This is a genomic window from Methylobacterium crusticola, from assembly GCF_003574465.1.
Classification (GTDB): Bacteria; Pseudomonadota; Alphaproteobacteria; order Rhizobiales; family Beijerinckiaceae; genus Methylobacterium; species Methylobacterium crusticola.
On sequence record NZ_QOWC01000028.1, the window covers coordinates 25,095 to 49,977 of the forward strand.

Here is a 24,883-nt window from a genome sequence, read left to right on the forward strand (position 1 = left end):
GGACCGGCCCCCGCGCGGCCGCCCGAGACGCCCCGATGCGCCCCTCCTCGCTCCCCGCCCCGTTCCGCCGGCTCGCCTGGTCGAACCTCGTCGCGCAATCCGCCGAGCAGGTGGCGCTGTCGGCGATCCCGATCGTCGCGGTGCTCGCGCTCGGCGCCGGGGAGGGCGGGGCGGGCCTGCTCCAGACCGCCCTGACGCTGCCCTTCCTGCTCGTCGCGCTCCCGGCCGGCGTGCTGGCCGACCGGCTGCCGCGCCGCGCCCTCATGATCGGCGCGGAAGCCGCGCGGGCACTCGCCCTCCTGGCCATCCTGGCGCTCGGCGCGGCCGGCACCCTCACCGGGCCGCTCCTCGCCGGGCTCGGGTTCGCCTGCGCGTGCGCCACCGTGGTGTTCAGCGTCGCGGCGCCGGCCCTGGTGCCGGCCCTGGTGCCGCCGTCGCGCCTCGGCACCGCCAACGCCCGGATCGAGCTCGCGCGGACGCTCGCCTTCGCGGGCGGCCCGGCCCTCGGCGGCGCCCTCGTGGGCGCGGCCGGGGCGGTGCCGGCCTTCGGGCTGGCGGCCGGGCTGTCGCTCGCCGCCGCCGTGCTCCTCGTCGGCATCCGGGAGCCGGCCCGGCCGGCCGTGGCCCGCCGGCATCCCTGGCGCGAGGTCCGCGAGGGGGCCGCCTTCGCGCTCCGGCACCCGCTGCTGCGGCCGGTGCTGGTGACGCAGGGCGTGTTCAACACCGCCTTCTTCCTGCTGCTCACGGTCTTCGTGCCCTACGCGGCGCGCCACCTCGCCCTCGGCGCCACCGGGCTCGGGCTGATCCTCGGGCTCTACGGCCTCGGCATGATGGCGGGCGCGCTCCTCGCGCCCGCGATCCTGCGCCGCCTGCCGTTCGGGATCGTGGTCGGCACCGGCCCGGTCGCGGGGCTCGCCGCCGCGCTCGTCATGGCGCTGACGATCCGGCTGCCGAGCCCGGCCCTCGCGGGGGCGAGCCTGTTCCTGCTCGGGGCGGGACCGATCCTCTGGGTGATCAGCACCACCACGCTGCGCCAGGCGGTGACGCCGCCGCGCCTCCTCGGGCGGGTCACGGCCCTGAGCGTCATGACCCAGGGCGCGCGGCCCGTGGGCGCGGCGGTCGCGGCGCTCGTCGGCGGGCTCGCCGGGGCCGAGGCCTGCCTGCTCCTCGCCGTCGCGCTCTTCCTGGTGCAGGCCGGGGTGATCTGGGCCTCGCCGGCCGTGCGCCTCGCCGGCCTGCCGAAGCGGACGGGCGCGCCTCAGCCCGCCTCCAGCCGCCCGAGCGCCTCCAGGCAGCCCTGCAGGATGTAGGCGGCGGCGAGCTTGTCGACGAGCACGCCGCGGCGGGCCCGCGAGGCATCGGCCTCGATGAGGGTGCGGGTGACGGCGGCCGTCGAGAGGCGCTCGTCCCAGAACAGCACCGGCAGCGCCAGGAGGGGCCTGAGGTTGCGCACGAAGGCCCGGGTCGACTGGGAGCGCGGCCCCTCGCTGCCGTCCATGTTGAGGGGCAGCCCGACCACGAGGCCGCCGACGGCGTGGCGGCCGGCGATCGCCGCGAGGGCCGCGGCATCCGGGGTGAACTTCACGCGCCGGATGGTCTCCAGCGGCGAGGCGATCCGGCGCTCGACGTCGGAGAGCGCGAGGCCGATCGTCTTCGTGCCGAGGTCGAGCCCGAGCAGCCGGGCGCCGCCGCGCGACTGCGCCGCGAAGGCGGCGACGTCCTCCCGGTTCACGGGCGCACCCCGCGCCATAGGTAAGGCTCGCCGGGGCGGGCGGCGCGGGGGCAGCCCGGCGCCGCCCGCCCGGCGTTCCCCGCCCGGGTCCCGCTCGCCCCCGCGACGCGGGGGAGCCCCCGCGGAACGAGCCCCGCTCCGGAGACACCCCGATGCGCATCACCTGGTTCGGCCATTCGACCTTCCGCCTCGACTTCGGTTCAGCCCACGTGTTGATCGATCCGTTCTTCAGCGGCAACCCAGCCTTCGCGGGGGGCGACCGCGGGCAGGCCACCGCGGGCGCGACCCACATCCTGATCAGCCACGGCCACGGCGACCACGTCGGCGACACCCTGGAGATCGCCGCCGAGACGGGCGCCACGGTGGTGACCAACTACGACCTGTGCATGTGGCTCGCGTCCAAGGGCCTGACGGCCTTCGAGCCGATGAACACCGGCGGGACCGTGGATGCCGGCGGGTTCCGGGTCACCCTGGTGCGGGCCGACCACTCGGCCGGGATGGGCGAGGCGGGCGTCACCGTGCCGCTCGGCCTGCCGAACGGGATCGTGGTGCGCGCGCCCGGCGAGCCGACCGTCTACCACATGGGCGACACCGACATCTTCGGCGACATGGCGCTGATCCAGGAGATCTACCGGCCCGACGTGCTGACGGTGCCGATCGGCGACCGCTTCACCATGGGGCCGGAGACCGCCGCCCTCGCGGTGCGGCGGTTCTTCCAGCCCAAGGCCGTCTTCCCCTGCCACTACGGCTCCTTCCCGATCATCGGGCAGACCGCCGACGCCTTCGTGTCCGCCCTCGAGGGCAGCGGCGTGCAGGTGATCGTCCCCCACAAGGGGACGCCCGTCACGATCTCCTGAGCGCCCCGGCGCGGGGAGCGGGCCTCGGCGGCGATTAGGGTTAACAAGAGGTTGACGTGGCGGCGGTCCGCTAAACCGCCTACCAAATCGTTAACCCGCCGTTCACCGGATCGAGGTCGCCGTGCCCGACGCCATCCTGCCTCCCGTGCTCGCAGCCACGTGGCGTCCGCCCGGGCCCGTCCGGCGGGGCGGCTGGATGACGCTGGACCTCGACGGGGCCTTGAGCCCGCTCCGGGGCCCGCTGCCCCGGGCCGCCGGGACGTTCGCGGCGGCCCGGGCGCCGGCCGAGGTCCCGCGGCGGCGGGAGCGGGTGCCCGGGAGCGCGCTCCTCGGCATCGGCCGCGCCCCGGCCGCCCTTCGCCCGGCGCCGGTGCGCCGGGGCGCCGCGCGGGCGCACCCGCTCACCCGGGTGCCGGATGGCGCCGTCGTCGGCATCGGGCGGGCCCCGGCCGGCCCGCGTCCGCAGCGGGGCGCCGTTCATCCCCTGCGGGCGGGCAACGGCGTCGTCATCCCGCTCGCGACCGCGCCCGCGCCCCGGCGCATGGAGCGCAAGCACAAGCTGATGCTGGCGCTCGCCGCGACCGTGCTCTGGGTCGGCGGCACCTCGGCCCACAAGCACTGGCGGCCCCGCGCGGTCCTGATCGAGTGGCCGAGCACCAGCGCCCACGCCATCGCGCTGCGCGACCCTTGCGGCGCGGCGCGGACCGGCCGGCCGGCGGCGTGCCGCGCCGCGCTGCACGCCTGAGCCCGCGCCGACGCGGGCGCGGGCTCAGGCCCGCCCAGCGGCCGGCCGTTGCGGCACCGCGAAAGCCGGTGCTATAGCGCCGGGCGGCCGTCCGCTCGGGCGCCGCATCGCTCTCTCGCAGGGGTCACCATGTCGGTCGACGCGCAGACGGTCCGCCGCATCGCGCATCTGGCGCGGATCGCGGTCGGCGACGACGAGGTGGCGCCGCTCCAGGACGAGCTGAACGCGATCCTGTCCTTCGTCGAGCAGCTCGGCGCCGTCGACGTCTCGGGCGTCGAGCCGATGACCTCGGTCACCCCGATGGCGATGAAGTCCCGCGAGGACGCGATCACCGATGGCGGCTACGCCCGCGAGATCGTGTTCAACGCGCCGCAGACCGAGGACAACTACTTTCTGGTGCCGAAGGTCGTCGAGTAGGCCTCGCGGCGACGACGGCACCCCGCGGCCGGCAGGCCCGCGACAGGGAACACGGATTGTGAGCACGAAGCCCGCAGAGCTGAACGACCTCACCCTGGCCGAGGCCCGGGACGGGCTGAGGGCGAAGGCGTTCTCCGCCCGCGAGATCGCGCAGGCGCACATCGACGCCGTGGCGCGGGCCCGCGCGCTCAACGCCTACCTGCTCGAGACGCCCGAGCGGGCGCTCGCCATGGCGGACGTGGCCGACCGGAAGCTCGCGCAGGGCGCCGCCCGCCCCCTCGAGGGCCTGCCGCTCGGCATCAAGGACCTGTTCTGCACCCACGACGTCGCGACGACGGCGGGCTCGCGGATCCTCGAGGGGTTCCGGCCGCACTACGAGTCGACCGTAAGCCACAACCTGTGGCGGGACGGCGCCGTGATGCTGGGCAAGCTCAACCTCGACGAGTTCGCCATGGGCTCGTCGAACGAGACCAGCGCCTACGGGCCCGTGATCTCGCCCTGGCGCCGCGAGGGATCGGAGGCGCCGCTGGTGCCGGGCGGCTCCTCGGGCGGCTCGGCGGCCGCGGTCGCGGCCCGGCTCTGCCTCGGCGCCACCGCCACCGACACGGGCGGCTCGATCCGCCAGCCCGCCGCCTTCACGGGCACCGTCGGCATCAAGCCGACCTACGGCCGCTGCTCGCGCTGGGGCATCGTCGCCTTCGCGTCCTCCCTCGACCAGGCCGGCCCGATCGCCCGCACGGTGCGCGACGCGGCGATCCTGCTCGCCTCGATGGCGGGCCACGACCCGAAGGACACCACCTCCGCCGACCACCCGGTGCCGGATTACGAGGCGGCGGTCGGCCGGGGGGTGAGGGGCCTGACCATCGGGATTCCCAAGGAGTACCGGGTCGCGGGCATGCCGGCCGAGATCGAGCGGCTGTGGCAGCAGGGCGCCGACTGGCTCCGGGCCGCGGGCGCCGCGGTGGTCGAGGTCTCCCTGCCGCACACCCGCTACGCGCTGCCGGCCTACTACATCGTGGCCCCGGCCGAGGCCTCCTCGAACCTCGCCCGCTACGACGGCGTGCGCTACGGCCTGCGCGTGCCGGGGCGCGACATCGTCGGGATGTACGAGCAGACCCGCGCGGCCGGCTTCGGGCGCGAGGTCAAGCGCCGGATCATGATCGGCACCTACGTGCTCTCGGCCGGCTACTACGACGCCTACTACGTCCGGGCCCAGAAGATCCGCACCCTGATCAAGCGCGACTTCGAGGAGGTCTATGCCGGCGGCGTCGACGCGATCCTGACGCCGGCGACGCCCTCGGCCGCGTTCGGGGTCGGCGAGAAGGCGGATGCCGACCCGGTGGAGATGTACCTCAACGACGTCTTCACGGTGACCGTCAACATGGCGGGGCTGCCCGGCATCGCGGTGCCGGCGGGCCTCGACCGGCAGGGCCTGCCGCTCGGGCTCCAGCTCATCGGCCGGCCCTTCGACGAGGAGACGCTGTTCGCCGCCGGCCAGGTGATCGAGGATGCGGCGGGGCGGGTCGCGCTGCCGCGGGCGTGGTGGGCGTGAACCACCCGACCGTCCCGTACTACCCGCCGTCGGTCTGGATCTGGGCCGCCTTCGACCCGGTGCTGATCGGGGTGGCGCTCTACCTCGGCTGGCGAGCCGACCAGTTCGGCAAGGTCGTGCTCGTGGCGATCATCGCCCTGGTGGCCTCCGTGCTGGTCTCGTGGGTGCTGACCGGCCTCGGCGTGCCGTGGCCGGCCCCGATCGGCCGGGAGCTGCCGACCTTCTTCCCGGTGCGCACCGGGGCGGCGCTGATCTGGGCCATCATCGGCTACAATGCCCGGCGGGCCATCGCGCCGCGGCCCTGACGCGCTTGACCCCGACCGGGGCGCCTTCCTACTTGGGCCGGACGCACCCGTCTCCCGCCGGGAACGGCGAGGCCGCGCCTGCCACTCGGAGACCCGATCCCATGAACGCTCCCCAGAACCCCAAGAAGCTGATCACGGGCGGGCTGGGCGACTGGGAGGTCGTGATCGGCATGGAGATCCACGCCCAGGTCACCAGCCGCTCGAAGCTGTTCTCCGGCGCCCCGACCGCCTTCGGGGCGGAGCCCAACAACAACGTCTCCCTCGTCGACGCCGCGATGCCCGGCATGCTGCCGGTGATCAACCGGGAATGCGTGGCGCAGGCGGTGCGCACGGGCCTCGGCCTGAAGGCCGCGATCAACCACCGCTCGGTGTTCGACCGGAAGAACTACTTCTACCCCGACCTGCCGCAGGGCTACCAGATCAGCCAGTACAAGAGCCCCATCGTGGGCGAGGGCGAGGTCACCGTGGACCTGCCGGACGGCGAGAGCATCCGGGTCGGGATCGAGCGCCTGCACCTGGAGCAGGACGCCGGCAAGTCGCTGCACGACCAGCACCCGTCCCTGAGCTTCGTCGACCTCAACCGCTCGGGCGTGGCCCTGATGGAGATCGTGTCGCGGCCGGACCTGCGCTCGTCGGAGGAGGCCAGGGCCTACGTGACGAAGCTGCGCACCATCCTGCGCTACCTCGGCACCTGCGACGGCGACATGGAGAAGGGCTCGCTGCGGGCCGACGTGAACGTGTCGGTGCGCCGGCCGGGCGGGCCCCTGGGCACGCGCTGCGAGATCAAGAACGTCAACTCGATCCGCTTCATCGGCCAGGCCATCGAGGCCGAGGCGCGGCGCCAGATCGCCATCATCGAGGACGGCGGCCGCATCGACCAGGAGACGCGCCTGTTCGACCCGGGCAAGGGCGAGACGCGCTCGATGCGCTCCAAGGAGGAGGCGCACGATTACCGCTACTTCCCCGACCCCGACCTGCTGCCGCTGGAATTCGACCAGGCCTACGTCGACGCGCTCGCGGCCGGCCTGCCGGAGCTGCCCGACGCCAAGAAGGCCCGCTTCATCGCGGATTTCGGCCTCTCGGCCTACGACGCCACCGTGCTGGTGGCCGAGCGCGCCGCGGCCGACTACTTCGAGGCGGTGGCGCGGGGCCGCGACGGCAAGGCGGCGGCGAACTGGGTCATCAACGAGCTCTTCGGCCGCCTCAACAAGGAGGGCCGGGGCATCGAGGACACGCCGGTCTCGGCCGACCAGCTCGGCGCGATCATCGACCTCATCGGCGACGCCACCATCTCGGGCAAGATCGCCAAGGACGTGTTCGAGATCGTCTGGAGCGAGGGCGGCGACCCGCGCGCATTGGTGGAGAGCCGGGGCCTGCGCCAGGTCACCGACACCGGCGCCATCGAGGCGGCGGTGGACGCGATCATCGCGGCTAACCCCGACAAGGTGGCGCAGGCGAAGGCCAAGCCGACGCTGCTCGGCTGGTTCGTCGGCCAGACCATGAAGGCGACGGGCGGCAAGGCCAACCCGGCGGCGGTCAACGCGCTCCTGCGGGCGAAGCTCGGGATCGAGTAGGCCGCGCGCGCCCGGCGCGGTGCCAGTGCCCGTCGCGGGCCTGCGGCCCCGGCGTCCGCGCGGCGCGGGGGCGGTCGGGACGCGGTCGCGGGCGTCGGGCGCCGCGCACCCGGCCCGGGTCGTCCCCGCGTCGCGACGCGGGCAGCCCGGGCGGAAGCGGCCGAGGTGGGGCTCGTGGTTGCCGGAAGTCGCACTCGCGCGGAGTCGCTTCGCTGCCCCGTAGGACCGCTTCCGCCCTGCCGCTCGTGGAGCGTGCCGCTACGCCTCGGTCCGAACGCGAACCGTGGCGGTCCTCGCGGCCGGCCTCATCGGTGGCGTCATGCCTTCCTCCCTGGTCGTGCCCCACCCGGTGATGCGGCCCTCTCCCGGAGTGGTCTCGACGGAGGAGCGGCCCGACGCGGGTCGGGAGCCGGGCGAGCGTGATCCCGCGCCGGGCCGCCGTCAAGCGGTAAAACCGCGGGCCGGCCTCAGGCCGCCGTCGTGCCGGTGCGCAGGCGGCCGGGCGGCCGGGCCGGGATGTCCATGGGGTTGCCGCGCCAGACGATGCCGCGGGCCACCCAGGCGGCGAGCCAGAGGGGCAGCGCCAGCAGGTCTCGGGTCAGGCAGGCGAGGGGCCAGCGCCAGGAGCGGGGCCAGCCGTTGCGCGCAGCGAGTCGCCACTCCGCCCCGTACCAGACGGCCCCGGTGGCGAGCGCGGCGAGCCACCCGGCCGCGCCGCCGCCCGCCGCCGGGACCGCCGCCAGCATCGGCAGCACGGCGCCGGCGGCGATCTCGGGGGCGAAGAACAGCGGGAAGGTGACGCGGCGCAGGCGCGCCCAACGCAGCTGCCGCGCCCAGACCTCGGCGGCCCGGCGGGGCCCGAGGGGCTGCGGGAACGGCGCCGCGACGAGCCGGACCTTGAGGCCCGCCGCCCGCACCAGCTTCGTCGCCGCCGCGTCCTCGGCCGTCTCGGCGGCGAGCGCCCGGATGCCGCCGGCGGCCTCCAGGAACGGCCGGTGCCAGAGCATGCTCTTGCCCTGCGCGAAGCCGAGGCCGAGGGCCTCGCCGACGTACTGCCAGCGCGCCTGGAGGGTGTTGAGGAAGGCGCACTCGACCTCGGCCCAGAAATTTTCGGGCCGCACACCGACCGGCGTGGAGCAGACGAGGCCGGTCCCGGGCCGCCAGGCGGCGCGCAGGCGCTGGATGTAGTCCGGCGGCATCAGCACGTTCGAATCGGCGAGCACGATCCAGGCGTGGCGCGCCGCCTCCCAGCCGCGAACGCAGTTGTTCAGCTTCGGGTTGCCGCTCACGCGCTCGTCGCCGACGACCAGCCGCGCGGCGACCTCCGGGTGCGCCGCCATCAGCCGCCGGACGAGCGGCACGACCGGGTCGCCGGCCCGGGCCACGCAGAAGACGATCTCGTAGTCCGGGTAGGCCAGGCGAAAGCCCGAGGCCAGGGTCTCCTCGCTGAAGCGCTCGAGCCCGCAGAGCGGCCGCACCACCGAGACCGGCACCGCCTCCGGGTCCTCGGGCGCGGCGGAGGACCGCCCGAGGCGCCGCGCCGCGACGACGAGGCTCGCGAGGTTCAGGGCGGTGAGCCCAAGGCAGGCGAGAGCGGCGAGCGCGGTGCCGGTCATGGCGGATCCTCCCGGGCGGGTGCGCGACCCTCGAGCCCCGGCCCCATCCCAAACAGGCGCTCCGTTGCAGCCGTATGACGGTCGCTCGCCACGCGCCCGGGCGGCCGTCAGGGTCCGCCGATCCGCTCGGCACAGCTGGGGGAACCGCGACCCGGCGCCGAGCCGCGCTCGATCCTCGGCATTCATCCCGCGGTGCCCTCCCATGCCGAGTCGGACAGGGGAGTGTGCCATTCCTACTTGGCTCAAGTGAGACACTTTAACTTTGCGCCTACAGCGGCGATTCGCATAAGTTGTGTTATGGAACCGGCGGAAGCGTCGGGGTGGGTTCATCCACGCGGCCGCCGGCTCATTCCGACGCGCCGACCGCGCGGCGTCAAGCCCCGCGCCGGGGCCGTGACTGCGCTCACCGCCGCCGGTGCCGCTCCGGGCGTCCGCTCGCGTAGGCGCTCCGCGGCGCGGGCGGCGCCTTGGCCGACCTGGGCGGCGCCTTGGCCGACGTGGGCGGCGCCTTGGCGGCCTGCTGCGTCGTCGCCGGCATCCCGCCGCGCACGTGCTGGGGCTCCCAGCCGAAGCAGTGGCTGCCCATGGCGAGCGTGTTGCCCATCTTCATCTGCATCTCGCAATCCTTGCGGAACGCGTCGACCTGATCGCAGATGAACGGCACGTTCGGGTTGGCGAGCGAGCGCCCGTTCTCGTCCTGGGGCATGCAGGAATACGTGGCCTCCCGGTGGCCGCGCTCCGCGGCGCCCGGCGGCAAGCCCTGGCCCTGGACCGCGAAAGGCAGCGCGACGAGCGCGTTGACGACGACGGCGAGGCCGATCGATCTCAGTCGCATGTGTGTCTCCTGAAAGATTCACGGGTGGCGTCCGGAGACGGTGCGGAACGGAGCAGCGGTCTCGTCGGACTTGGATCGTCCTCGGCCGGCGCAGCGACGCCGACGGTACCGGCGGCCCGGATGGGCGGCCCGGATTCGGGCCCGAGCGACGCCGGGCCCTGTCGCCCGGGCGGTCGCGGCGCGGGACGCTCGCCTCAGTTCGGTCGCGGGAGGGCCGTGCGACCAATGCGCGCCGCCGGCACGAGCGTGGTCGCCGGGCGGTGCGGCGCGTCCGGCCGGGGCGCGGCCCGGCCGGGCGGGTTTCAGGCCGGAGCGCCGGGCCCGGGCGCAGCGAGGAAGACGGGGTCGGTGATCATCGGCATCCGGATCGCCTATTCATGATGTCTGTCATGTTCTCAAACATGATGATCATCATGATTTTGGTCAAGCGGCAGCGTTGCCGGCCCTGTGAGATTCCGCACATCGCGCGCGGCCGGACCGGGGCACGGGGCGCAACGGCGCCGAGGCCGCGCGCCGCCGGTGCCCCTCCCGGCGTGTTCCTCGAGCCCGCGCGGCGGATGTCCGGGGGCGCTCCCGGGTATCCGCCGCGGCGGCGCCTCAGGCCGCGCCCGGGCGGTCCTCCCGGCCCTCGGCGTCGATGACCGGCGCCAGGACCTCGGCGACCGCCATCAGGCGGGCGTCGGAGTAGCGCGGCCCGACGAGCTGGATGCCGACCGGCAGGCCCTTGCTCCCCGTCGTGCAGGGAACGCCGAGGCAGGGTACGTGCAGCAGTGTCCACATGGCGTTGAAGACGTGGTCGCCCGTCGTGTGCAGGCCCTCCGGCGCCTCGCCGGGGGCGGCCGGCGCCAGCACGACGTCGGCGCCGACGAGCGCCTCGAACTCCCGCCGGCAGGCGGCCGCGAGGTCGTGGGCCTCGATCATCTGCCGGGGCCCGATGCCCCTGGCATTCTCGGCCCGGGCGACGAAGTCGGGGCCGAGCCGGGCGCCCTGGATTAGGTACTCGTCGAGGAACGCGGCCCGCCCCTCCCCGAACATGATCGTGGTCTGGGCGTCGTAGAGCTCGCCGAAGGCCGCCGGCAGCGCGAGTTCGCGCACCGCGATGCCGGCGCGCCCGAGCCGCTCGGCCGCCGCCGCGAAGGCCGCCTCCCCGGCCGGCTCGATCTTCGGCCAGTACGGCGTCCGGCAGAGCGCCACGGTGATCTGCGGGGCGGCGACGGGGGCGGTCGCGCCCACGCCGTCGAGGCGGAAGGCCTCCGCGACGAGGGCGAGGTCCGCCACCGACCGGCCGTACCAGCCGATCGTGTCGAGGGAGTTGGCGTAGACCTTCGCGCCCTCGCGGCTGACGCTGCCCCAGGTCGGCTTCAGCCCGTAGATGCCGTTGAAGGAGGCCGGCCGGATGTGGGAGCCGCCGGTCTGCGTGCCGAAGGCGAGCGGCACCTGATGGTCGGCCACCGCCGCCCCGGACCCCGACGAGGAGCCGCCCGGGGTGTGGCCGGCGTTCCGCGGGTGCCGGGTCGCGGCCTTGCGGCCGGCGGCCGCGAACTCCACCGTGTCGGTCTTGCCCAGGATGACGGCGCCCGAGGCGCGCACCACCCCCACGCAGGCCGCGTCCTTGGCCGGCCGGTACCCCTGCCAGTTGGCCGAGTTGTAGGTGGTGGGCATGTCGCCCGTGTCGATCACGTCCTTCACGCCGAAGGGCAGGCCGTGCAGGCGGCTGCGGGCCGGCTGCTTGTCGGCCTCGCGGGCGGCCGCGATGGCGGCCCGCGGGTCGACGTGGAGCCACGCCTTCACGTCGGGGTCGCGCACGGCGATGCGCTCGAGGCAGGAGCGGACCAGGCGCTCGCTCGTGAGCCGCCCCTCGCGGATCCGCGCGGCGGCCTCGCTCGCGGTGAGGAAGCAGGGTTCCATCGCGGCCTCCTCGCTCAGCGGGGCAGCGGGACGCGGAAGACGTGCGCCGGCTCGTCCTCCTTGGAGGGCATGCGCGGGATCGCCCGCCCGGCGCTCGCGGCCTTGTCGAACAGGGCGGCGAGCTCGGCCAGCATCGCGGGGGAGAGTTCCGTCAGGCCGTAGCGGCGGGCGTAGGCCCCGGCCTCCGCCAAGAGCTCCGGCGGGACCGCGGGGGGCGAGGTGTCGGGCATGCGGGGCTCCTCGTGGACGGGGGTGAGCGCGGGGCGGCGCTGCCGCCAGGGCGTCGCGGCCTCGTAGGCGTGGGCGACCCGCAGGACGGTCGCCTCGTCGAAGTATCGCCCGACCACCTGCAGGTTGAGCGGCAGGCCGTCCGGGTCGTAGCCGGTGCAGAGCGAGAGGGCGGGATGGCCGCTCAGGTTGAAGACCGCGCAGGCCGTGTCGCGGGTGAAGTGCGGGACCGTCTCCGGGTCGCCGAAGCGCGGCGCGACGTGGAAGGCCCCGGGGATCAGCAGGGCGTCGACGGAGCGCACGAGCGCGTCGGTGGCGCGGGCGAGCGCGCGCCGCAGGCGCAGGGCCGCCAGGTAGTCGACGGCGCGGACGCAGAAGCCCGTCATCATCTTGGCCCGCAGGGCCCGCCCCATGAGGTGCGGGCGCTCCAGCAGGTCCGCCTCGTGGATCGAGAAGGACTCGGCCCAGTTGATGACCCAGCTCGCCTCCCGGTAGTGGCTCAAGGGGGCCGGCAGCACCACCTCCCGGATCACCGCCCCGGCCGCCCGCAGAATGTCGGCGGCCTCGTCGAGCGCGCGCCGGTTCGCCGGGTCGAGGGCGTCGCCCTCCGGGCCGAGATCGCGCACGATCCCGATCACCAGGCCGGCGACACCGGCCCGCAGGGAGGCGCGGTAATCCGGCACGGCCGCGGCGGCGCTCGAGGGATCGGCGGGGTCGTGGCCCGCGGTGGCGCCGAGCACGATGGCCTGGTCCTCCACCGTCCAGGTCAGCGCGCCCGTGTGGTCGAGCGACCAGCAATTCGGCAGGCAGCCGGCGCGGCTGTTGAGGCCGAAGGTCGCCTTCAGGCCCTGGAGGCCGCAGGCGGCGGCCGGCAGGCGGATCGAGCCGCCGGTGTCGGAGCCGAGGGCGAAGAGCGCCGTGCCGGCCGCGACGGCGGCGCCCGCCCCCGTGGACGAGCCGCCCGTGAAGCGCCCGAGGTCCCAGGGGTTGCGGGCCGCCGGGTACGGCAGGTCGTGGTAGACTTGCCCGTTGCCGGTCCCGTACTCCCAGGTGTTGAGCTTGCCCACCAGCACCGCGCCGGCGGCCTCCAGGCGCGCCACGATGGTCGAGGAGGCCGTCTGCGGGGGGCTGTCCTGCATCAGGCGCGACCCGCCCGTCGTGCGCAGGCCGGCCACGTGGTAATTGTCCTTCACGCCGAACGGGATGCCGTGGAGCGGCCCGCGCCAGCGCCCGGCCATGATCTCGCTCTCGGCCTGCCGGGCGGCCGCGCGGGCGCGCTCGCCGAGGACCGCGATGTAGCTGTGGAGCCGCGCGTCCACGGCGTCGATGCGCGCCAGGACCGCGTCGAGGAGCTCGACCGGCGACAGCTTGCGCGCGCCGATGAGCGCGCCGGCCTCGGATACCGGGAGGTGGTGGAGATCCGTCATCGTACCTCTGCCCTGCGCGCCCGCCACGGCGTCGCGTTCTCGTAGGCCGCGGCGACCCGCAGGATCGTCGCCTCGTCGAAGCGGTGGCCGACGATCTGCCAGGAGGTCGGCAGTCCCGCCGGCGTGAAGCCGGTGCATTGCACGAGGCTCGGATGGCCCGACAGGTTGAAGGGCGTCATCGTGCTCTCGACCGTGAAGGCGGTCATCGCGGCCCCGTCGGCGAGGCGCGGCGCGACGTGGTGGGTGCCGAAGGTCACGAGGGCGTCGACGCCGGCGAGCACCCCCTCGACGGAGTCCGCGATCTCGCGCCGCCGGCGCTGCGCCGCGATGTAGTCCGCCGCGCGCACGAGCGTCCCGCCCAGGAGCTTGTCGCGGAGCGCGAAGCCGAGCTCGGCCGGGTGGTCCCGCAGCTCCGCCTCGTGGATCGAGGCCGATTCCGGCGGCCCGATCAGGCGCGAGACCGCGAAGCACGCCGCGGCCGGGATGGGCAGCGCCGTCTCGACCAGGGTGGCGCCGAGCCCCTCGAGGATCGCGAGCCCGGCCGCGAGGGCCGCGGCCATGTCGGGGTCGGGCGGCGGGAAGCCCTCGCCCCCCTCGGCCGCGACGGCGATGCGCAGGCCGGCGATCCCCCGGCCGATCCGGCGCCGGTAATCCGGCACGGCCACGTCCTCGGTCACGGGGTCCGCGGGGTCGGGCCCGGCGATGGCCCCGAGGACGATCGCCGCGTCCTCGGCGGTCCAGGTGAAGGGGCCCGGGACGTCGAGGGAGGCGCAGTTCGGCAGGAGGCCGTGGCGGCTGACGCGGCCCGGCGTCGGCTTCAGGCCCACCACGCCGCAGGCGGCGGCCGGCAGGCGCACCGATCCGGTGGTGTCGGAGCCGAGGCCGAACATCGCCGTGCCGGCCGCCACCGCGGCGCCGACGCCCGTCGAGGAGCCGCCGGCGAAGCGCTCCAGGTCCCACGGGTTGCGGGTCGTGGGGAACGGCGAGTCGCCGTACTCGCCGCCGTTGCCGGTGCCGTACTCCCAGGTCGAGAGCTTGCCGAGGCAGACGGCGCCCGCGCGCCTCAGGCGCGCCACCAGCGTGGCGTCCCGGTCGGCGACGGCGTCGCGCCGCAACCGGGAATTGGCGGTCGTGGGCAGGCCCGCCACGTCGTAATTGTCCTTCACCGCGAAGGGCAGCCCGTGCAAGGGCCCGCGCCGCCGCCCCGCCGCGAGCTCGTCGGCGGCGGCCCGCGCGGCCGCGCGGGCGCCCGCGGCATCGACCAGGATGTAGCTCTTGAGCCGGCCGTCGACCGCCGCGATGCGGGCGAGGAACGCCTCGACGAGGTCGACCGGCGACAGGGTGCCGAGGGCGATGCGCCGCGACGCCTGCGCGACCGTGAGGGCCCAGAGCGGCGCGGCGTGGTCCGGTTGCGTCATGCGGCGAGGTCCTTCTCCGCCGGGGTGAGTGGGGGCGAGGCCTCGAAGGCGAGGTCGGGCGCGTAGCCGAGGCAGCGGGCGCCCTGCCCCGGCGCCGGCCGGTACAGGTCCGGCGACGCGGCGAGGCAGGCCTCGCGGGCGTCCGGGCAGCGCGGCGCGAAGCTGCATCCGGGCGGCAGGTCGGCCAGGTCGGGCGGCGCGCCGGCGATGGGCGTCAGCCGGGCGCCCTTCGCGGCGCCCTGGACGGTCGAGCGCAGGAGGCCCCGGGTGTAGGGATGCCGGGGGGTGTCGATGACCTGCTCGACGTCCCCCGTCTCGACGAAGCGGCCCGCGTACATGACGGCGATCCGGTCGGCGGTCTCGCAGGCGACGCCGAGATCGTGGGTCACGACGATCGTCGCCATGCCGAGCTCGCGCTGGAGCGCGCGCAGGAGCAGCAGGATCTGGATCTGCACCGTGGCGTCGAGGGCCGTCGTCGGCTCGTCGGCCAGCAGCACCTTGGGGCGGCAGGCGAGCGCCATGGCGATCATGGCGCGCTGGCGCAGGCCGCCGGACAATTCGTGCGGGTAGGCGTCGAGGCGCCGGGCCGCCGAGGGGATCTGCACGAGGTCGAAGAGCTCGAGGGCGCGCCGGTCGGCCGCCCGGTACGACGCGCCCTCGTGGAACACGATGGTCTCGGCGATCTGCCGGCCCACGGTGAAGACGGGGTCGAGCGCCGTCATCGGCTCCTGGAAGATCATGGCCACGAGGGAGCCGCGCACGGCCCGCAGGCGGCGCTCGTCGAGGGCGAGCACGTCGACCCCGTCGACCGTGACCCGGCCGCCGAGGCGCGCGGTCGGCGGGAAGAGCCGCATCAGCGCGCGCAGGGTCACGCTCTTGCCCGAGCCCGACTCGCCGAGGAGGCAGAGGGTCTCGCCGGGCTCGAGCGTGAACGAGACGCCGTTGACGACCGAGAGGTCGAGGTCGCGCGACACGAAGCGCACGGTGAGGTCGTCGACCGCGACGAGCGGCGCGGCGGGCCGCCGGGGGGAGGCTGTCATGAGGCTCATTCAGGCCGCCGCCCGGGTGTGCCCGGACCCGGGCTGGCGGGCGTGGCAGGCGACGGGGTGCGGCGCGTCGGGACCGGCCGCGGCGAGCAGCGGCTCCCGCCCGGCGCAGACCGGCTCGGCCAGGGGGCAGCGGGTGCGGAAGCGGCAGCCGCTCGGCGGGTTGATCGGGTTCGGCGGGTCGCCGGACAGCGGCGGCACGGACCGGCGCCGGCGCGGATCGAGGCTCGGCCGGGAGGAGAGCAGCGCCTCCGTGTAGGGATGGCGCGGCCGCTCGTAGATCTCCGCGACGGTGCCGATCTCGACCGGCTTGCCGAGGTACATCACCAGCACGCGGTCGCTCATGTACTGCACCACGTTGAGATCGTGCGAGATGAAGATGTAGGTCAGGGCGAGGCGCGCCTTGAGGTCCTGGAGCAGGTTGAGGACCTGCGCCTCCACGGACTTGTCGAGGGCCGACACCGATTCGTCGAGGATGAGCAGGCGCGGCTCCATGGCGAGCGCCCGGGCGATGTTCACGCGCTGGCGCTGGCCCCCGGAGAGCTCGTGGGGGTAGCGCTGGGCGAACTGCCCGGGGGTGAGGCCGACGAGGCCGAGCATCGTCCGGGCCCGGTCCCGCGCCTCCGGGACCGGCATCCCGGCGGCCTTGCGGCCGAAGGCGATCGAATCCTCGATGGTCAGGCGCGGGTTGAGGGAGGCGTGCGAGTCCTGGAACACCATCTGCATCTGCCGGCGCAGGTCGCGCACGCTGAGGCCGCGCATGGCCCCGACCTCCTCGCCGTCGAACACGACCTGCCCGGCATCCGGCGCGATCAGGTGCATGAGCAGGCGGGCCGTCGTCGACTTGCCGCAGCCGGACTCGCCGACGATGCCGAGGGTCTCGCCCTTGGCGATGGCGAAGTCGACCCCGTCGACGGCCTGGACCCAGCCCTGCGGACGCCCGAGCAGGCCTCCGGCCAGGGGAAAGTGCTTGCGCAGCCCCGTCACCGCGAGGAGCGGCTGCGCCGGCCCGCCCCGGTCCCGGGGATCCTGGGGACCGCCACGATCCCGGGGATCCTCGCGATCCCGGGGATCGCCGCGATCCCGGGGGTCGCCACGATCCCGGGGATCGCCGCGATCCCGGGGGTCGCCGCGGTCTCCCGGCGTGGCCGGGCGGCGGGCCGCGGCTGTGTCGAGCCCCATGCGCGCTCCCTACTGCTTGACGTCCATGGCGGCGCGGATCCCGTCGCTCATGAGGTTGAAGCACATCGACGTCGCGAAGATCGCGACGCCGGGCAGCACGGCGTTGACCGGCGCCACGTAGATCGACTGGCGCAGCGTGTTGAGCATCAGGCCCCATTCGGGCTCCGGCGGCTTGATGCCGAGGCCGAGGAACGAGAGCCCCGAGGCGAGCACGATCGAGACCGAGATCAGGGTCGAGGCGTAGCTGAGGATCGGCCCCGTCACGTTCGAGACGACGTGCCCGGTCACGATCCGCCAGCCGGAGGCGCCGGTCGCGCGGGCGGCCTCGATGTAGTCCTGCGTGCGCACCTGCGTGGTGACGCTCTCGGCCACGCGGGCGATGGGCGGCACGAGGACGAGGGTGAGCGAGAAGATCGTGTTGCCGATGCCGGCCCCGAGCACGCCCGAGATCGCCACCGCCAGGAGCACCGACGGGAAGGCGTAGAACACGTCGATCGCCCGCATGATCAGCATGTTGACGCGCCCGCCCGCGTAGCCGGCCAGGATCCCGAACAGCGATCCGACCAGCGTCGCGAGGACGACCGGCGCGAAGCCCATGAAGAGCGAGAGCCGGCCGCCGTAGATCAGCCGGGAGAGGAGGTCGCGCCCGAGCTCGTCGGTGCCGAGCGGGTAGCTCGGGTTCTCGCCCGGGGCGAGCAGCCGGCGCAGCATGCTGGTCCGGTAGGGGTCGTGCGGCGCGATCGCGGGCGCGAAGGCCGCCGCGAGCACGATGGCGAGGAGGATCACCGCGCAGGCGAGCGTGACCGGGTCGCGCAGGATGCGGCGCAGGACGTTGCGCCAGAAGCTGCGGGAGGCGGGCCGGCGGCCCTTCCGGGGCGCGGCGGCGGCGGCGGGCGGCGCCAGGACGGCTTCGTTGGGCATCACGGCCTCAGGCGCGCTTGATGCGCGGATCGACCACCGACTGCACGATGTCGACCGCGAGATTGATGAACACGAAGAAGAGCGCGAGCACGAGGATCGTGCCCTGCAGCACCGGCAGGTCGCGGGTGAAGATCGCGTTGTTGAGGAGGAAGCCGGTGCCGGGCCAGGCGAACACCGTCTCGACCAGGATCGAGCCGCCGAGGAGCTGCGCGAGCTGGAGCCCCATCACGGCGAGCACCGCGGGCAGCGCGTTCTTGACCACGTGCACGAAGACGCGGCGGCCGGGCAGGCCCTTTGCGTAGAGGGTCTGCATGAAGTCCTGCTTGCGCACGTCGATGACGGTCCCGCGCAGGGAGCGCGCGATGATGCCGGCCGGGATCACCGCCAGGGTCAGGGCCGGCAGCACCATGTGCTGCACGTCGTCCCAGCGCAGCGAGAGGCCGCCCGAGCCCATGCCGGTGGCGGGCAGCAGGTTCAGGTTGACGGCGAAGATCACCACCAGGACCATGCCGAGCCAGTAGTGCGGGATCGACACCCCGGTGGTCGACAGGACGGTGACGCCGCGGTCCCGGAGGCTGCCGGCGGTGTAGCCCGACACGAGGCCGAGGCCGGTGCCGAGCACGAAGGCGATCACGACGGCCGCCGCCGACAGGATCAGGGTGTTGGCGACCGCCGGGAAGACCTCGCTCGCGACCGGCCGGCGCGTCATGGTCGAGACGCCGAAATCCCCGCTCGCCATGTTGAGCAGCCACTTCAGGTACTGGACGGGCAGCGGCCGGTCGAAGCCGTAGGCCTGCCGGATCTGGGCCATCACCTCCGGCGAGGCGCCGTCCGGCATGACGGCGCTCAGGGGATCGCCCGGGGCGATATGGATGAGCGAGAAGCAGACGAGGGACACCCCGATCACGATCGGGAGCGTGTAGAGGATCCGTCGCAGCACGTAGATCAGCATGGCGGCCTGCCTGCAAAGCCCCTCGTGGTGGGCCGCGCCGCCCAGGCGGGGCGCGGTCCGTTCGTCCGCTACTCGACGGTGACGGAGGTGAGATCCTGGAACCAGCTCTGGGCCTGGACGAAGCCCTTCACGTTCGGCCGCATGGCGCGCGGGTTGAGGTCGTGCACGACCCAGAGCCACATCGCGTCGTCCACCATCACGGTGTGCAGCTCGGCCAGGACCTTGTCCTGCTCCTTCGGGTCGAAGGTCTGCTTGGCCTTCGTGGCGAGGGCGTCGGCCTTGTCGTTCTTGTAGCGGCCCCAGTTGAAGCCGAGCGGCACCGGCATGAACGACGCCGCCGGCCCGATCAGCCCGATATCCGGGTCCCAGTAGGCGGTCGAGTTGTTGATGCCGCTCCGGCCCTTGTTCTCCGGTGCCCAGGCACCGAGGCGGCGCCGGGTGCGCAGGGCCTCCCAGTCGAGCACCTCGAACTCCATGTCGATGCCGACGTCCTTGAAGTTCTCCTTGATGAACTCGTTCATCGGCAGCGGCTGCATCTGCCCGGATCCCGAGGTCGAGATGATCATGGTGAGCCGCAGCGGCTTCTTGGGCCCGTAGCCCGCCTCGGCGAGGAGGCGCATCGCCTCCTTGGGATCGTACGTGATGTCGAAGCTCGGGCGGCCGAACCAGGGGTGGCTCGGGTCGATCTGGCCCTTGGCCGGCACCGCGAGCCCGCCAAGGAGCTTGACGAGCCCCTCGCGGTCGATGGCGAGGTTCGCGGCCTTGCGGACGCGCACGTCCCGGAACGGCGAGTCGTCGAGGAAGCTCAGCTGGTAGGGCCAGACGTGCGGGTAGATGTTGGTGACGATCTGCATCTTCTGCTGCCTGAGCCGCGGGATGGCGTCGGGCGGCGGCGCCTCGACCCAGTCCACCTGGCCCGACAGCAGGGCGGCGACGCGGGTGTTCGAGTCCGGCATCGGGTACAGGATCAGCCGCTCCGATTTCGGGATGCGCGCGGGATCCCAGTGGTTCGCGTTGCGCACGAGGTCGGCGCGCTCGCGCGGCTTGAACGATTCGAGCCTCCACGGGCCGGTGCCGGACGGCTTCTGCGCCACCTTGTTCCAGTCGCGCCCCATCTCCTCCCAGCGCCTGGGGCTCGACATGAAGATGTTGGCGAGGGCGTAGGGCAGGTTGGCATCGGGCTGCTTGGTGGTGATCTCGACCGTGTAGTCGTCGATCTTGCGCCAGCTCGCGAGCGAGCCGTCCCACAGGGAGCCCTGCACGGCCTGCGCCTCGTCGTATTGCGGGGCGCTCTTCGTCAGCAGCTTGTCGAAGTTGAACGTCACGGCGTCGGCGGTGAATTCCGAGCCGTCGTGGAACTTGACGCCCCGGCGGAGCCGGAAGGTCCAGACCTTCTTGTCGTCGTCGTGCACCGCCCAGCTCTCGGCCAGGTCCGGCACGATGACGGGCGGGCGGTCGGCCTTCGACAGGTCCCAGCGCGTCAGCCCGTCGTAGACCGTGATGCCCATGAAGCGGATGCCCTCGCCGCCCTGGCTCGGCTCGCCCGTGGTGAGCGGGATGTCGCCGGCCGTCATGGCGACCCGCAGCGTGCCGGGCTTCGACTGCGCCAGCGCCGGGCCCGCGGCGAGCGCGAGCCCGAGGCCCGAGAGTAGCGCCGCGCTCGCCAGCGGCTTGGAGCAACCACGTCTGATCATGCCCGCGTCCTCGAAACAGGATTCGTCGGCACTCCCGCGGCGTCGTCCGTCCCTGATCGCGGCCGGTTGGCCCGGCCGCCCGTCGTTGGAGCGCTCCCGCCCGGCCCGGACGCCGGTCCGGCGCGCGGGAGGGTCGGGAACACGGGCTAACGCTGCGGCACCCGATGGCGGCGCGATCGGGTGCCGCGGCGCTAGCCCGTGTCGGCCGGGGCCGGCGCGCCCTGCATCCCGGCCTCCGCCGGGCGCCGCCGGCCGGCGGCGGTGGCCCGCTCGAAGGCGTGGCCGAGCGCCAGCACCCGGCCCTCGTCGAGGGGCCGGCCGGCGATCTGCATCCCGACCGGCAGCCCGGCGCCGTCGTAGCCGCAGCAGACCGAGAGGGCGGGCATGCCGGTCGTGTTGAAGGGCCCGGTGATCGACGGCACCGCGGCGCCGAGGAAGGTGGGCGGCTCGTCGGGATCGAGGCTCGGGGCCGCCGTGAAGGAGCCGGCGGTCACCAGGAGGTCGACCTCCTCCAGGACGGCGCCGACCGCCGCCGTCAGCTCGGCGCGCCAGCGCTGGGCCTGCACATAATCCTCCGCCCGCACGAGGGCGCCGGCGAGCACGCGGTAGCGCAGGCTGCGGCCGAACGCGTCGGGACGGCGCTTCAGGTCGCCCTCGTGGAGCGCGTAGAGCTCGGACAGGGTGATGGGCGTCTTCGCGTCGCCGAACTCGCGGAGCCCCGGGAGCCGGACGTCGGCGACCCGGCAGCCGAGGTCCCGGAGCACGGCCAGGGCCGCGTCGAGGCCCGCGACGACGCCCGGCTCGGCCCGGACCTCCTCCTCGTACCAGTGGCGCACGACGCCGACGCGCAGGCCCCGCACGGGGCGCGCGAGGGCGGCCGCGTAGTCGGCCGGCGGCGCGTCGAGCGAGCCCGGATCCTCCGGATCGTACCCGGCCATCACGCCGAGCATCAGCGCGCAATCCTCGGCGCTCCAGGCCATCGGGCCGCAATGGTCGTACGAGTAGGCGTTCGGCAGCACGCCGCGCCGGCTGACGAGGCCGTAGGTGGGCTTGAGCCCGGCGATGCCGCAGGCGGCCGCCGGCATCCGGATCGAGCCGCCGGTGTCGCTGCCCGTCGCGGCCGGGCACAGGCCCGCCGCGATGGCGGCGGCCGCCCCGCTCGACGAGCCGAGCGGGGAGCGCGAGAGGTCCCAGGGGTTGCGGGCCGGCGGCCAGGGCAGGTCGAAGGACGGGCCTCCCAGGGCGAACTCCCAGGTCGATTGCTTGCCGAGCAGCACGCCGCCCCCCGCCCGCAGTCGCGCCTGGACGGTGCAGTCGCGGCGCGGCACGTGCGCGGCGAGCAGCCGGGACTGCGCGGTCGTGCGCAGGTCCGCCGTCTCGAAGATGTCCTTGAGGCCGTACGGGATCCCGTGCATGGGCCCCCGGTCGTGGCCGCGCCCGAGCTCCTCCTCGGCCTGCCTCGCCTCGGCGAGCGCGCGCTCCTGCGTGACCGCGATGAAGGCGTTGAGCGCGGGATCGAGCGCCGCGATGCGCGCCAGGTAGGCGGCGGTGAGCTCGACGGGCGAGAGCGCCCGCGACCGGAACAGTCGCCCGGCCTGCGCCACCGTGAGCTCGTGCAGCGGCCCGGCCATCAGCGCCCGGTGCCGGGATCGACCGGCATGAACTTGCGCGGATCGAACACGTGGGCGGGCTCGTCGGCCCGGTCGCGGCCGCGGCGCAGGCGCCAGAGCATCGGCTCGAGGTTCGCGTAGGCCCCGACGAGCTCCTCGAAATGCTCGGGCGAGAGGTCGAGCCCGGCGAGGCGCGCCATGACGGCGATCTCCTCCCGGGTGGCCGGCCTGGGTTCGGGCATGGGGATCCTCCTCACGGGAGCACGGGGCGGGCGTGGTGCCAGGCGGTGGCGCGCTGGTAGGCGTCGCCGGCCCGCAGCACCCTCGCCTCGTCGAAGGGACGCCCGCCGATCTGGAGCGAGAGCGGCAGTCCGCCGGAGGAGAGGCCGCAGGGCACGACGAGCGCCGGCATGCCCGTGAGGCTGAACGGCATGGTGACGAGGAGCCGCTTGCGGAAGAAATCCGCGCCGTCCGGGTCGGCCGGGTCGGCGGGCGCGAGCCAGCCGGCCGTGACCAGGAGGTCGAAGCGGCGGAAATGCGCCATGGCGCGGGTGACGAGCTCGGTGCGCCAGCGCTGGGCCTGGATGTAGTCCTCGGCCCGGATCAGGGCACCGCCGATGACGCGGGTGCGCAGGTGACGGCCGAACTCGCCCGGCCGGGTTTTCAGGTCGGCCTCGTGGACGGCGTAGAGCTCGCTGACCGAGAGGGTGGTCTTGGCATCGACGTAGTCCTGGAGGGGATCGAGGACGATCTCCTCGACGGCCGCGCCGAGGGAGCGCAGCACCGCGACGGCGGCGTCGACGGCATCCACGACCTCGGGGTGCCCATCGGACGCGTACCAGTGGCGCACGAGCCCGATCCGCAGGCCGCGGACGTCGCCCGTCAGGGCCGCCGCGTAATCCTCCACCGGCACGTCGATCGATCCGGGGTCGCGCGGGTCGTGGCCCGCCATGGCGCCCAGCATCAGGGCGCAATCCTCGACCGTGCGGGTGAGCGGTCCGGCGTGATCGAGCGAGTAGGTGTTGGGATGGATGCCGCGGCGGCTGACCCGCCCGTAGGTCGGCTTGAGCCCGGCAACGCCGCACATGGCGGCGGGCCAGCGCACCGAGCCGCCCGTGTCGGTGCCGACCGCGCCCGGGACGAAGCCGGCCCCGACCGCGGCGCCGGAGCCGGACGACGAGCCCCCGGGCAGGTAGTCGCGGTTCCACGGGTTGCGGGCGGGCGGCCAGGGCAGGTCCCAGGCCGGCCCGCCGATGGCGAACTCGAAGGTGGCCGTCTTGCCGACGAGGACGCCGCCGGCCTCCGCGAGGCGCCGGGCGACCTCCGCGTCCTCGGCCGGGACGCGGTCGGCGAAGATCCTGGAATGCGAGCTCGACAGGATGCCGGCCGTGTCGACGTTGTCCTTGAGCGCGTAGGGAATGCCGTGGAAGGGGCCGCGGTCGACGCCGCGCGCCAGCTCGGCATCGGCCTGCGCCGCGCGCGCGAGCGCGCGTTCCTCCGTCACCGTGATGAAGCTGTTGAGGTGCCCGTCGTGACGCCGGATCCGGGCCAGGCAGGCGCGGGCGATCTCGCTCGCCGAAACCTCGCGTGCGCGCAGCATATGTCCGATCTTACGGACACCGCGATCGAGGATCGCCTCCGCGTCGGAGCCGGGCTGGACCGCGCTCGTCATCGCCTCATCCCCGCCTTGGCCTCACCCATCCGCCATCGAACCGCGGCAAGGGCGCTGCAATGCGCGTGCCAGCCCGGAGAGGCGGAATCACTTGCCCGGGAGAGCGCCGGCATAAGTGCGTACATACGGTCGAGATATCGGCGGGGACCCGGCTGCTTGCCTGCTGGGCATCGTCGTGCTCTTCGGGCAGCCAGGTGATGATGGTTTCGGCGGGGCGTCCGTCCGGACGGTCGTGGAGGCAGGGCATGGCGGCGAGCGCCACGGGACCACGGGCGTCGGGCAGCCGGGGCGCCGGCGGGCTGCCCGGCGGCGGGCCCGGCCCCCTGCCCGGCTCCGGGCCGGACGGGACGCCGCGCTACCTTCAGCTCGCGCGCGCCCTGCGGTCCGAGATCGAGGGCGGGCGGCATCCGGTCGGCGGGCTGCTGCCGACGGAGGTGGAGATCGCGCGGCGCAACGGGGTCAGCCGGCAGACGGTGCGCCGGGCGATCGGCCTCCTGCGCGAGGAGGGACTGGTCAGCGCCCGCAAGGGTGTCGGGACCCGGGTCGAGGCCCGGCACGCGCCCGAGCGCGTCACCTACTCGGCGCTCTCGGCCACCGACCTCGTGGAGATCGCGGCCGATTCCGAGATGACGATCGACTCCTCGGAGTGGATCATCGCCCGCGGCGGCCTCGCCGCCGAGCTCGGCTGCCGCGCCAACCGGAAGTGGCTCCACCTGACCTGCACCCGCCGGAGGGAGTCGATGGCGAAGCCGTTCGCCTCGGTGAGCGTCTACATCGACCACCGGCTGGCGTCGTCGTTCCGGTTCCCGGGGGTGCTGCGGACCGCGTTGTTCGTCCTGCTCGAGAAGCATTCCGGGGAGAAGCTGCTCGAGATCCAGCAGGAGATCCGCGCGACGGTCCTGAGCGCGGCGATGGCGGCGCGGCTCGACGCGGCGGCGGGCGCGCCCGCGCTCGAGATCACGCGGCGCTTCTTCGGCACCGGGCGCCGCCTGATGCTCGTGGCCATCAACACCCTGCCGTCCGACCGGTTCTTCTACTCCGTGGCGATCACCCGCACGTAGAGGGATCCGCCTGCGCGCCCTCACCCACCGTCGCTGCTGGGCGGCAGAACGCGAGAACCCCGCCGGGCGGAGCCTGGCGGGGTTCTCGTTGTCGGGATCATGGTTGCGGGGACAGGATTTGAACCTGTGAC

At 74.2% G+C, this 24,883-nt stretch carries 22 protein-coding genes; 8 read left to right on the forward strand and 14 right to left on the reverse strand.

The window, feature by feature from the left end; genetic code table 11:
• The first annotated feature begins 35 nt into the window (after positions 1-35).
• Positions 36-1,310 carry an MFS transporter gene (locus tag DT057_RS14750; protein ID WP_128562859.1) on the forward strand — a complete coding sequence of 425 codons (1,275 nt, stop codon included), beginning with the start codon at positions 36-38 and terminating at the stop codon, positions 1,308-1,310.
• Here the strand turns inward: DT057_RS14750 and ruvX are convergent.
• A complete protein-coding gene (gene ruvX / locus DT057_RS14755; RefSeq protein ID WP_128562881.1) occupies positions 1,259-1,732 on the reverse strand; it encodes a Holliday junction resolvase RuvX in 474 nt (157 codons plus the stop codon). The two genes, DT057_RS14750 and ruvX, sit on opposite strands and share 52 nt — an antisense overlap.
• A gap of 152 nt (positions 1,733-1,884) precedes the next feature.
• Between ruvX and DT057_RS14760 the strand changes: the two genes are divergently transcribed.
• From DT057_RS14760 to gatB, 6 genes are all read left to right on the forward strand, one after another.
• Positions 1,885-2,589, forward strand: coding sequence for a metal-dependent hydrolase (locus DT057_RS14760; protein WP_128562860.1), 705 nt, complete (start codon positions 1,885-1,887; stop codon positions 2,587-2,589).
• A 196-nt stretch (positions 2,590-2,785) separates the two neighbouring features.
• Positions 2,786-3,334, forward strand: a complete 549-nt coding sequence (locus tag DT057_RS14765; RefSeq protein ID WP_128562861.1) for a hypothetical protein — start codon at positions 2,786-2,788, stop codon at positions 3,332-3,334.
• A 129-nt stretch (positions 3,335-3,463) separates the two neighbouring features.
• Positions 3,464-3,751, forward strand: a complete 288-nt coding sequence (gene gatC / locus DT057_RS14770) for an Asp-tRNA(Asn)/Glu-tRNA(Gln) amidotransferase subunit GatC (RefSeq protein ID WP_128562862.1) — start codon at positions 3,464-3,466, stop codon at positions 3,749-3,751.
• Between the two features lie 58 nt (positions 3,752-3,809).
• A complete protein-coding gene (gene gatA, locus DT057_RS14775; protein ID WP_128562863.1) occupies positions 3,810-5,303 on the forward strand; it encodes an Asp-tRNA(Asn)/Glu-tRNA(Gln) amidotransferase subunit GatA in 1,494 nt (497 codons plus the stop codon).
• Positions 5,294-5,608 (forward strand): hypothetical protein, encoded by a 315-nt coding sequence (locus DT057_RS14780; protein ID WP_407068144.1) that lies wholly within the window; start codon positions 5,294-5,296, stop codon positions 5,606-5,608. Before gatA ends, DT057_RS14780 begins: the two co-directional genes overlap by 10 nt.
• Positions 5,609-5,709: 101 nt before the next feature.
• Entirely contained in the window at positions 5,710-7,182 is a 1,473-nt protein-coding gene (gatB, locus tag DT057_RS14785; protein WP_128562865.1) for an Asp-tRNA(Asn)/Glu-tRNA(Gln) amidotransferase subunit GatB, read from the forward strand.
• A 467-nt stretch (positions 7,183-7,649) separates the two neighbouring features.
• Here the strand turns inward: gatB and DT057_RS14790 are convergent, their stop codons facing one another.
• The 13 genes from DT057_RS14790 to DT057_RS14850 form a co-directional block, all read right to left on the reverse strand.
• A complete protein-coding gene (locus tag DT057_RS14790) occupies positions 7,650-8,798 on the reverse strand; it encodes a ceramide glucosyltransferase (protein ID WP_128562866.1) in 1,149 nt (382 codons plus the stop codon).
• A 403-nt stretch (positions 8,799-9,201) separates the two neighbouring features.
• Positions 9,202-9,633 (reverse strand): hypothetical protein, encoded by a 432-nt coding sequence (locus DT057_RS14795; RefSeq protein ID WP_128562867.1) that lies wholly within the window; start codon positions 9,631-9,633, stop codon positions 9,202-9,204.
• A gap of 597 nt (positions 9,634-10,230) precedes the next feature.
• Positions 10,231-11,541, reverse strand: coding sequence for an amidase (locus DT057_RS14800; protein WP_128562868.1), 1,311 nt, complete (start codon positions 11,539-11,541; stop codon positions 10,231-10,233).
• A gap of 14 nt (positions 11,542-11,555) precedes the next feature.
• Positions 11,556-13,196, reverse strand: a complete 1,641-nt coding sequence (locus DT057_RS14805) for an amidase (RefSeq protein WP_162501414.1) — start codon at positions 13,194-13,196, stop codon at positions 11,556-11,558.
• Positions 13,193-14,614, reverse strand: coding sequence for an amidase (locus tag DT057_RS14810; protein WP_162501415.1), 1,422 nt, complete (start codon positions 14,612-14,614; stop codon positions 13,193-13,195). Before DT057_RS14810 ends, DT057_RS14805 begins: the two co-directional genes overlap by 4 nt.
• Positions 14,611-15,663 (reverse strand): ABC transporter ATP-binding protein, encoded by a 1,053-nt coding sequence (locus DT057_RS14815; protein ID WP_407068142.1) that lies wholly within the window; start codon positions 15,661-15,663, stop codon positions 14,611-14,613. Before DT057_RS14815 ends, DT057_RS14810 begins: the two co-directional genes overlap by 4 nt.
• Positions 15,664-16,842 carry an ABC transporter ATP-binding protein gene (locus DT057_RS14820; protein ID WP_128562872.1) on the reverse strand — a complete coding sequence of 393 codons (1,179 nt, stop codon included), beginning with the start codon at positions 16,840-16,842 and terminating at the stop codon, positions 15,664-15,666.
• 9 nt (positions 16,843-16,851) lie between these two features.
• Entirely contained in the window at positions 16,852-17,763 is a 912-nt protein-coding gene (locus DT057_RS14825) for an ABC transporter permease (protein ID WP_128562873.1), read from the reverse strand.
• Positions 17,764-17,770: 7 nt separating this feature from the next.
• On the reverse strand, positions 17,771-18,715 hold the full coding sequence (locus DT057_RS14830; RefSeq protein ID WP_128562874.1) for an ABC transporter permease: 945 nt from the start codon (positions 18,713-18,715) through the stop codon (positions 17,771-17,773).
• A 68-nt stretch (positions 18,716-18,783) separates the two neighbouring features.
• Positions 18,784-20,409: an ABC transporter substrate-binding protein gene (locus DT057_RS14835; protein WP_128562875.1), complete on the reverse strand. Its 1,626-nt coding sequence runs from the start codon at positions 20,407-20,409 to the stop codon at positions 18,784-18,786.
• Positions 20,410-20,600: 191 nt separating this feature from the next.
• Entirely contained in the window at positions 20,601-22,040 is a 1,440-nt protein-coding gene (locus DT057_RS14840) for an amidase (RefSeq protein ID WP_128562876.1), read from the reverse strand.
• Entirely contained in the window at positions 22,040-22,261 is a 222-nt protein-coding gene (locus tag DT057_RS14845) for a hypothetical protein (RefSeq protein WP_128562877.1), read from the reverse strand. The genes DT057_RS14840 and DT057_RS14845 overlap by 1 nt, the downstream gene beginning before the upstream one ends.
• Positions 22,262-22,272: 11 nt before the next feature.
• A complete protein-coding gene (locus DT057_RS14850) occupies positions 22,273-23,619 on the reverse strand; it encodes an amidase (RefSeq protein ID WP_203236283.1) in 1,347 nt (448 codons plus the stop codon).
• A gap of 317 nt (positions 23,620-23,936) precedes the next feature.
• Between DT057_RS14850 and DT057_RS14855 the strand changes: the two genes are divergently transcribed.
• Positions 23,937-24,752 carry a GntR family transcriptional regulator gene (locus tag DT057_RS14855; RefSeq protein ID WP_162501416.1) on the forward strand — a complete coding sequence of 272 codons (816 nt, stop codon included), beginning with the start codon at positions 23,937-23,939 and terminating at the stop codon, positions 24,750-24,752.
• Positions 24,753-24,883: the final 131 nt, after the last annotated feature.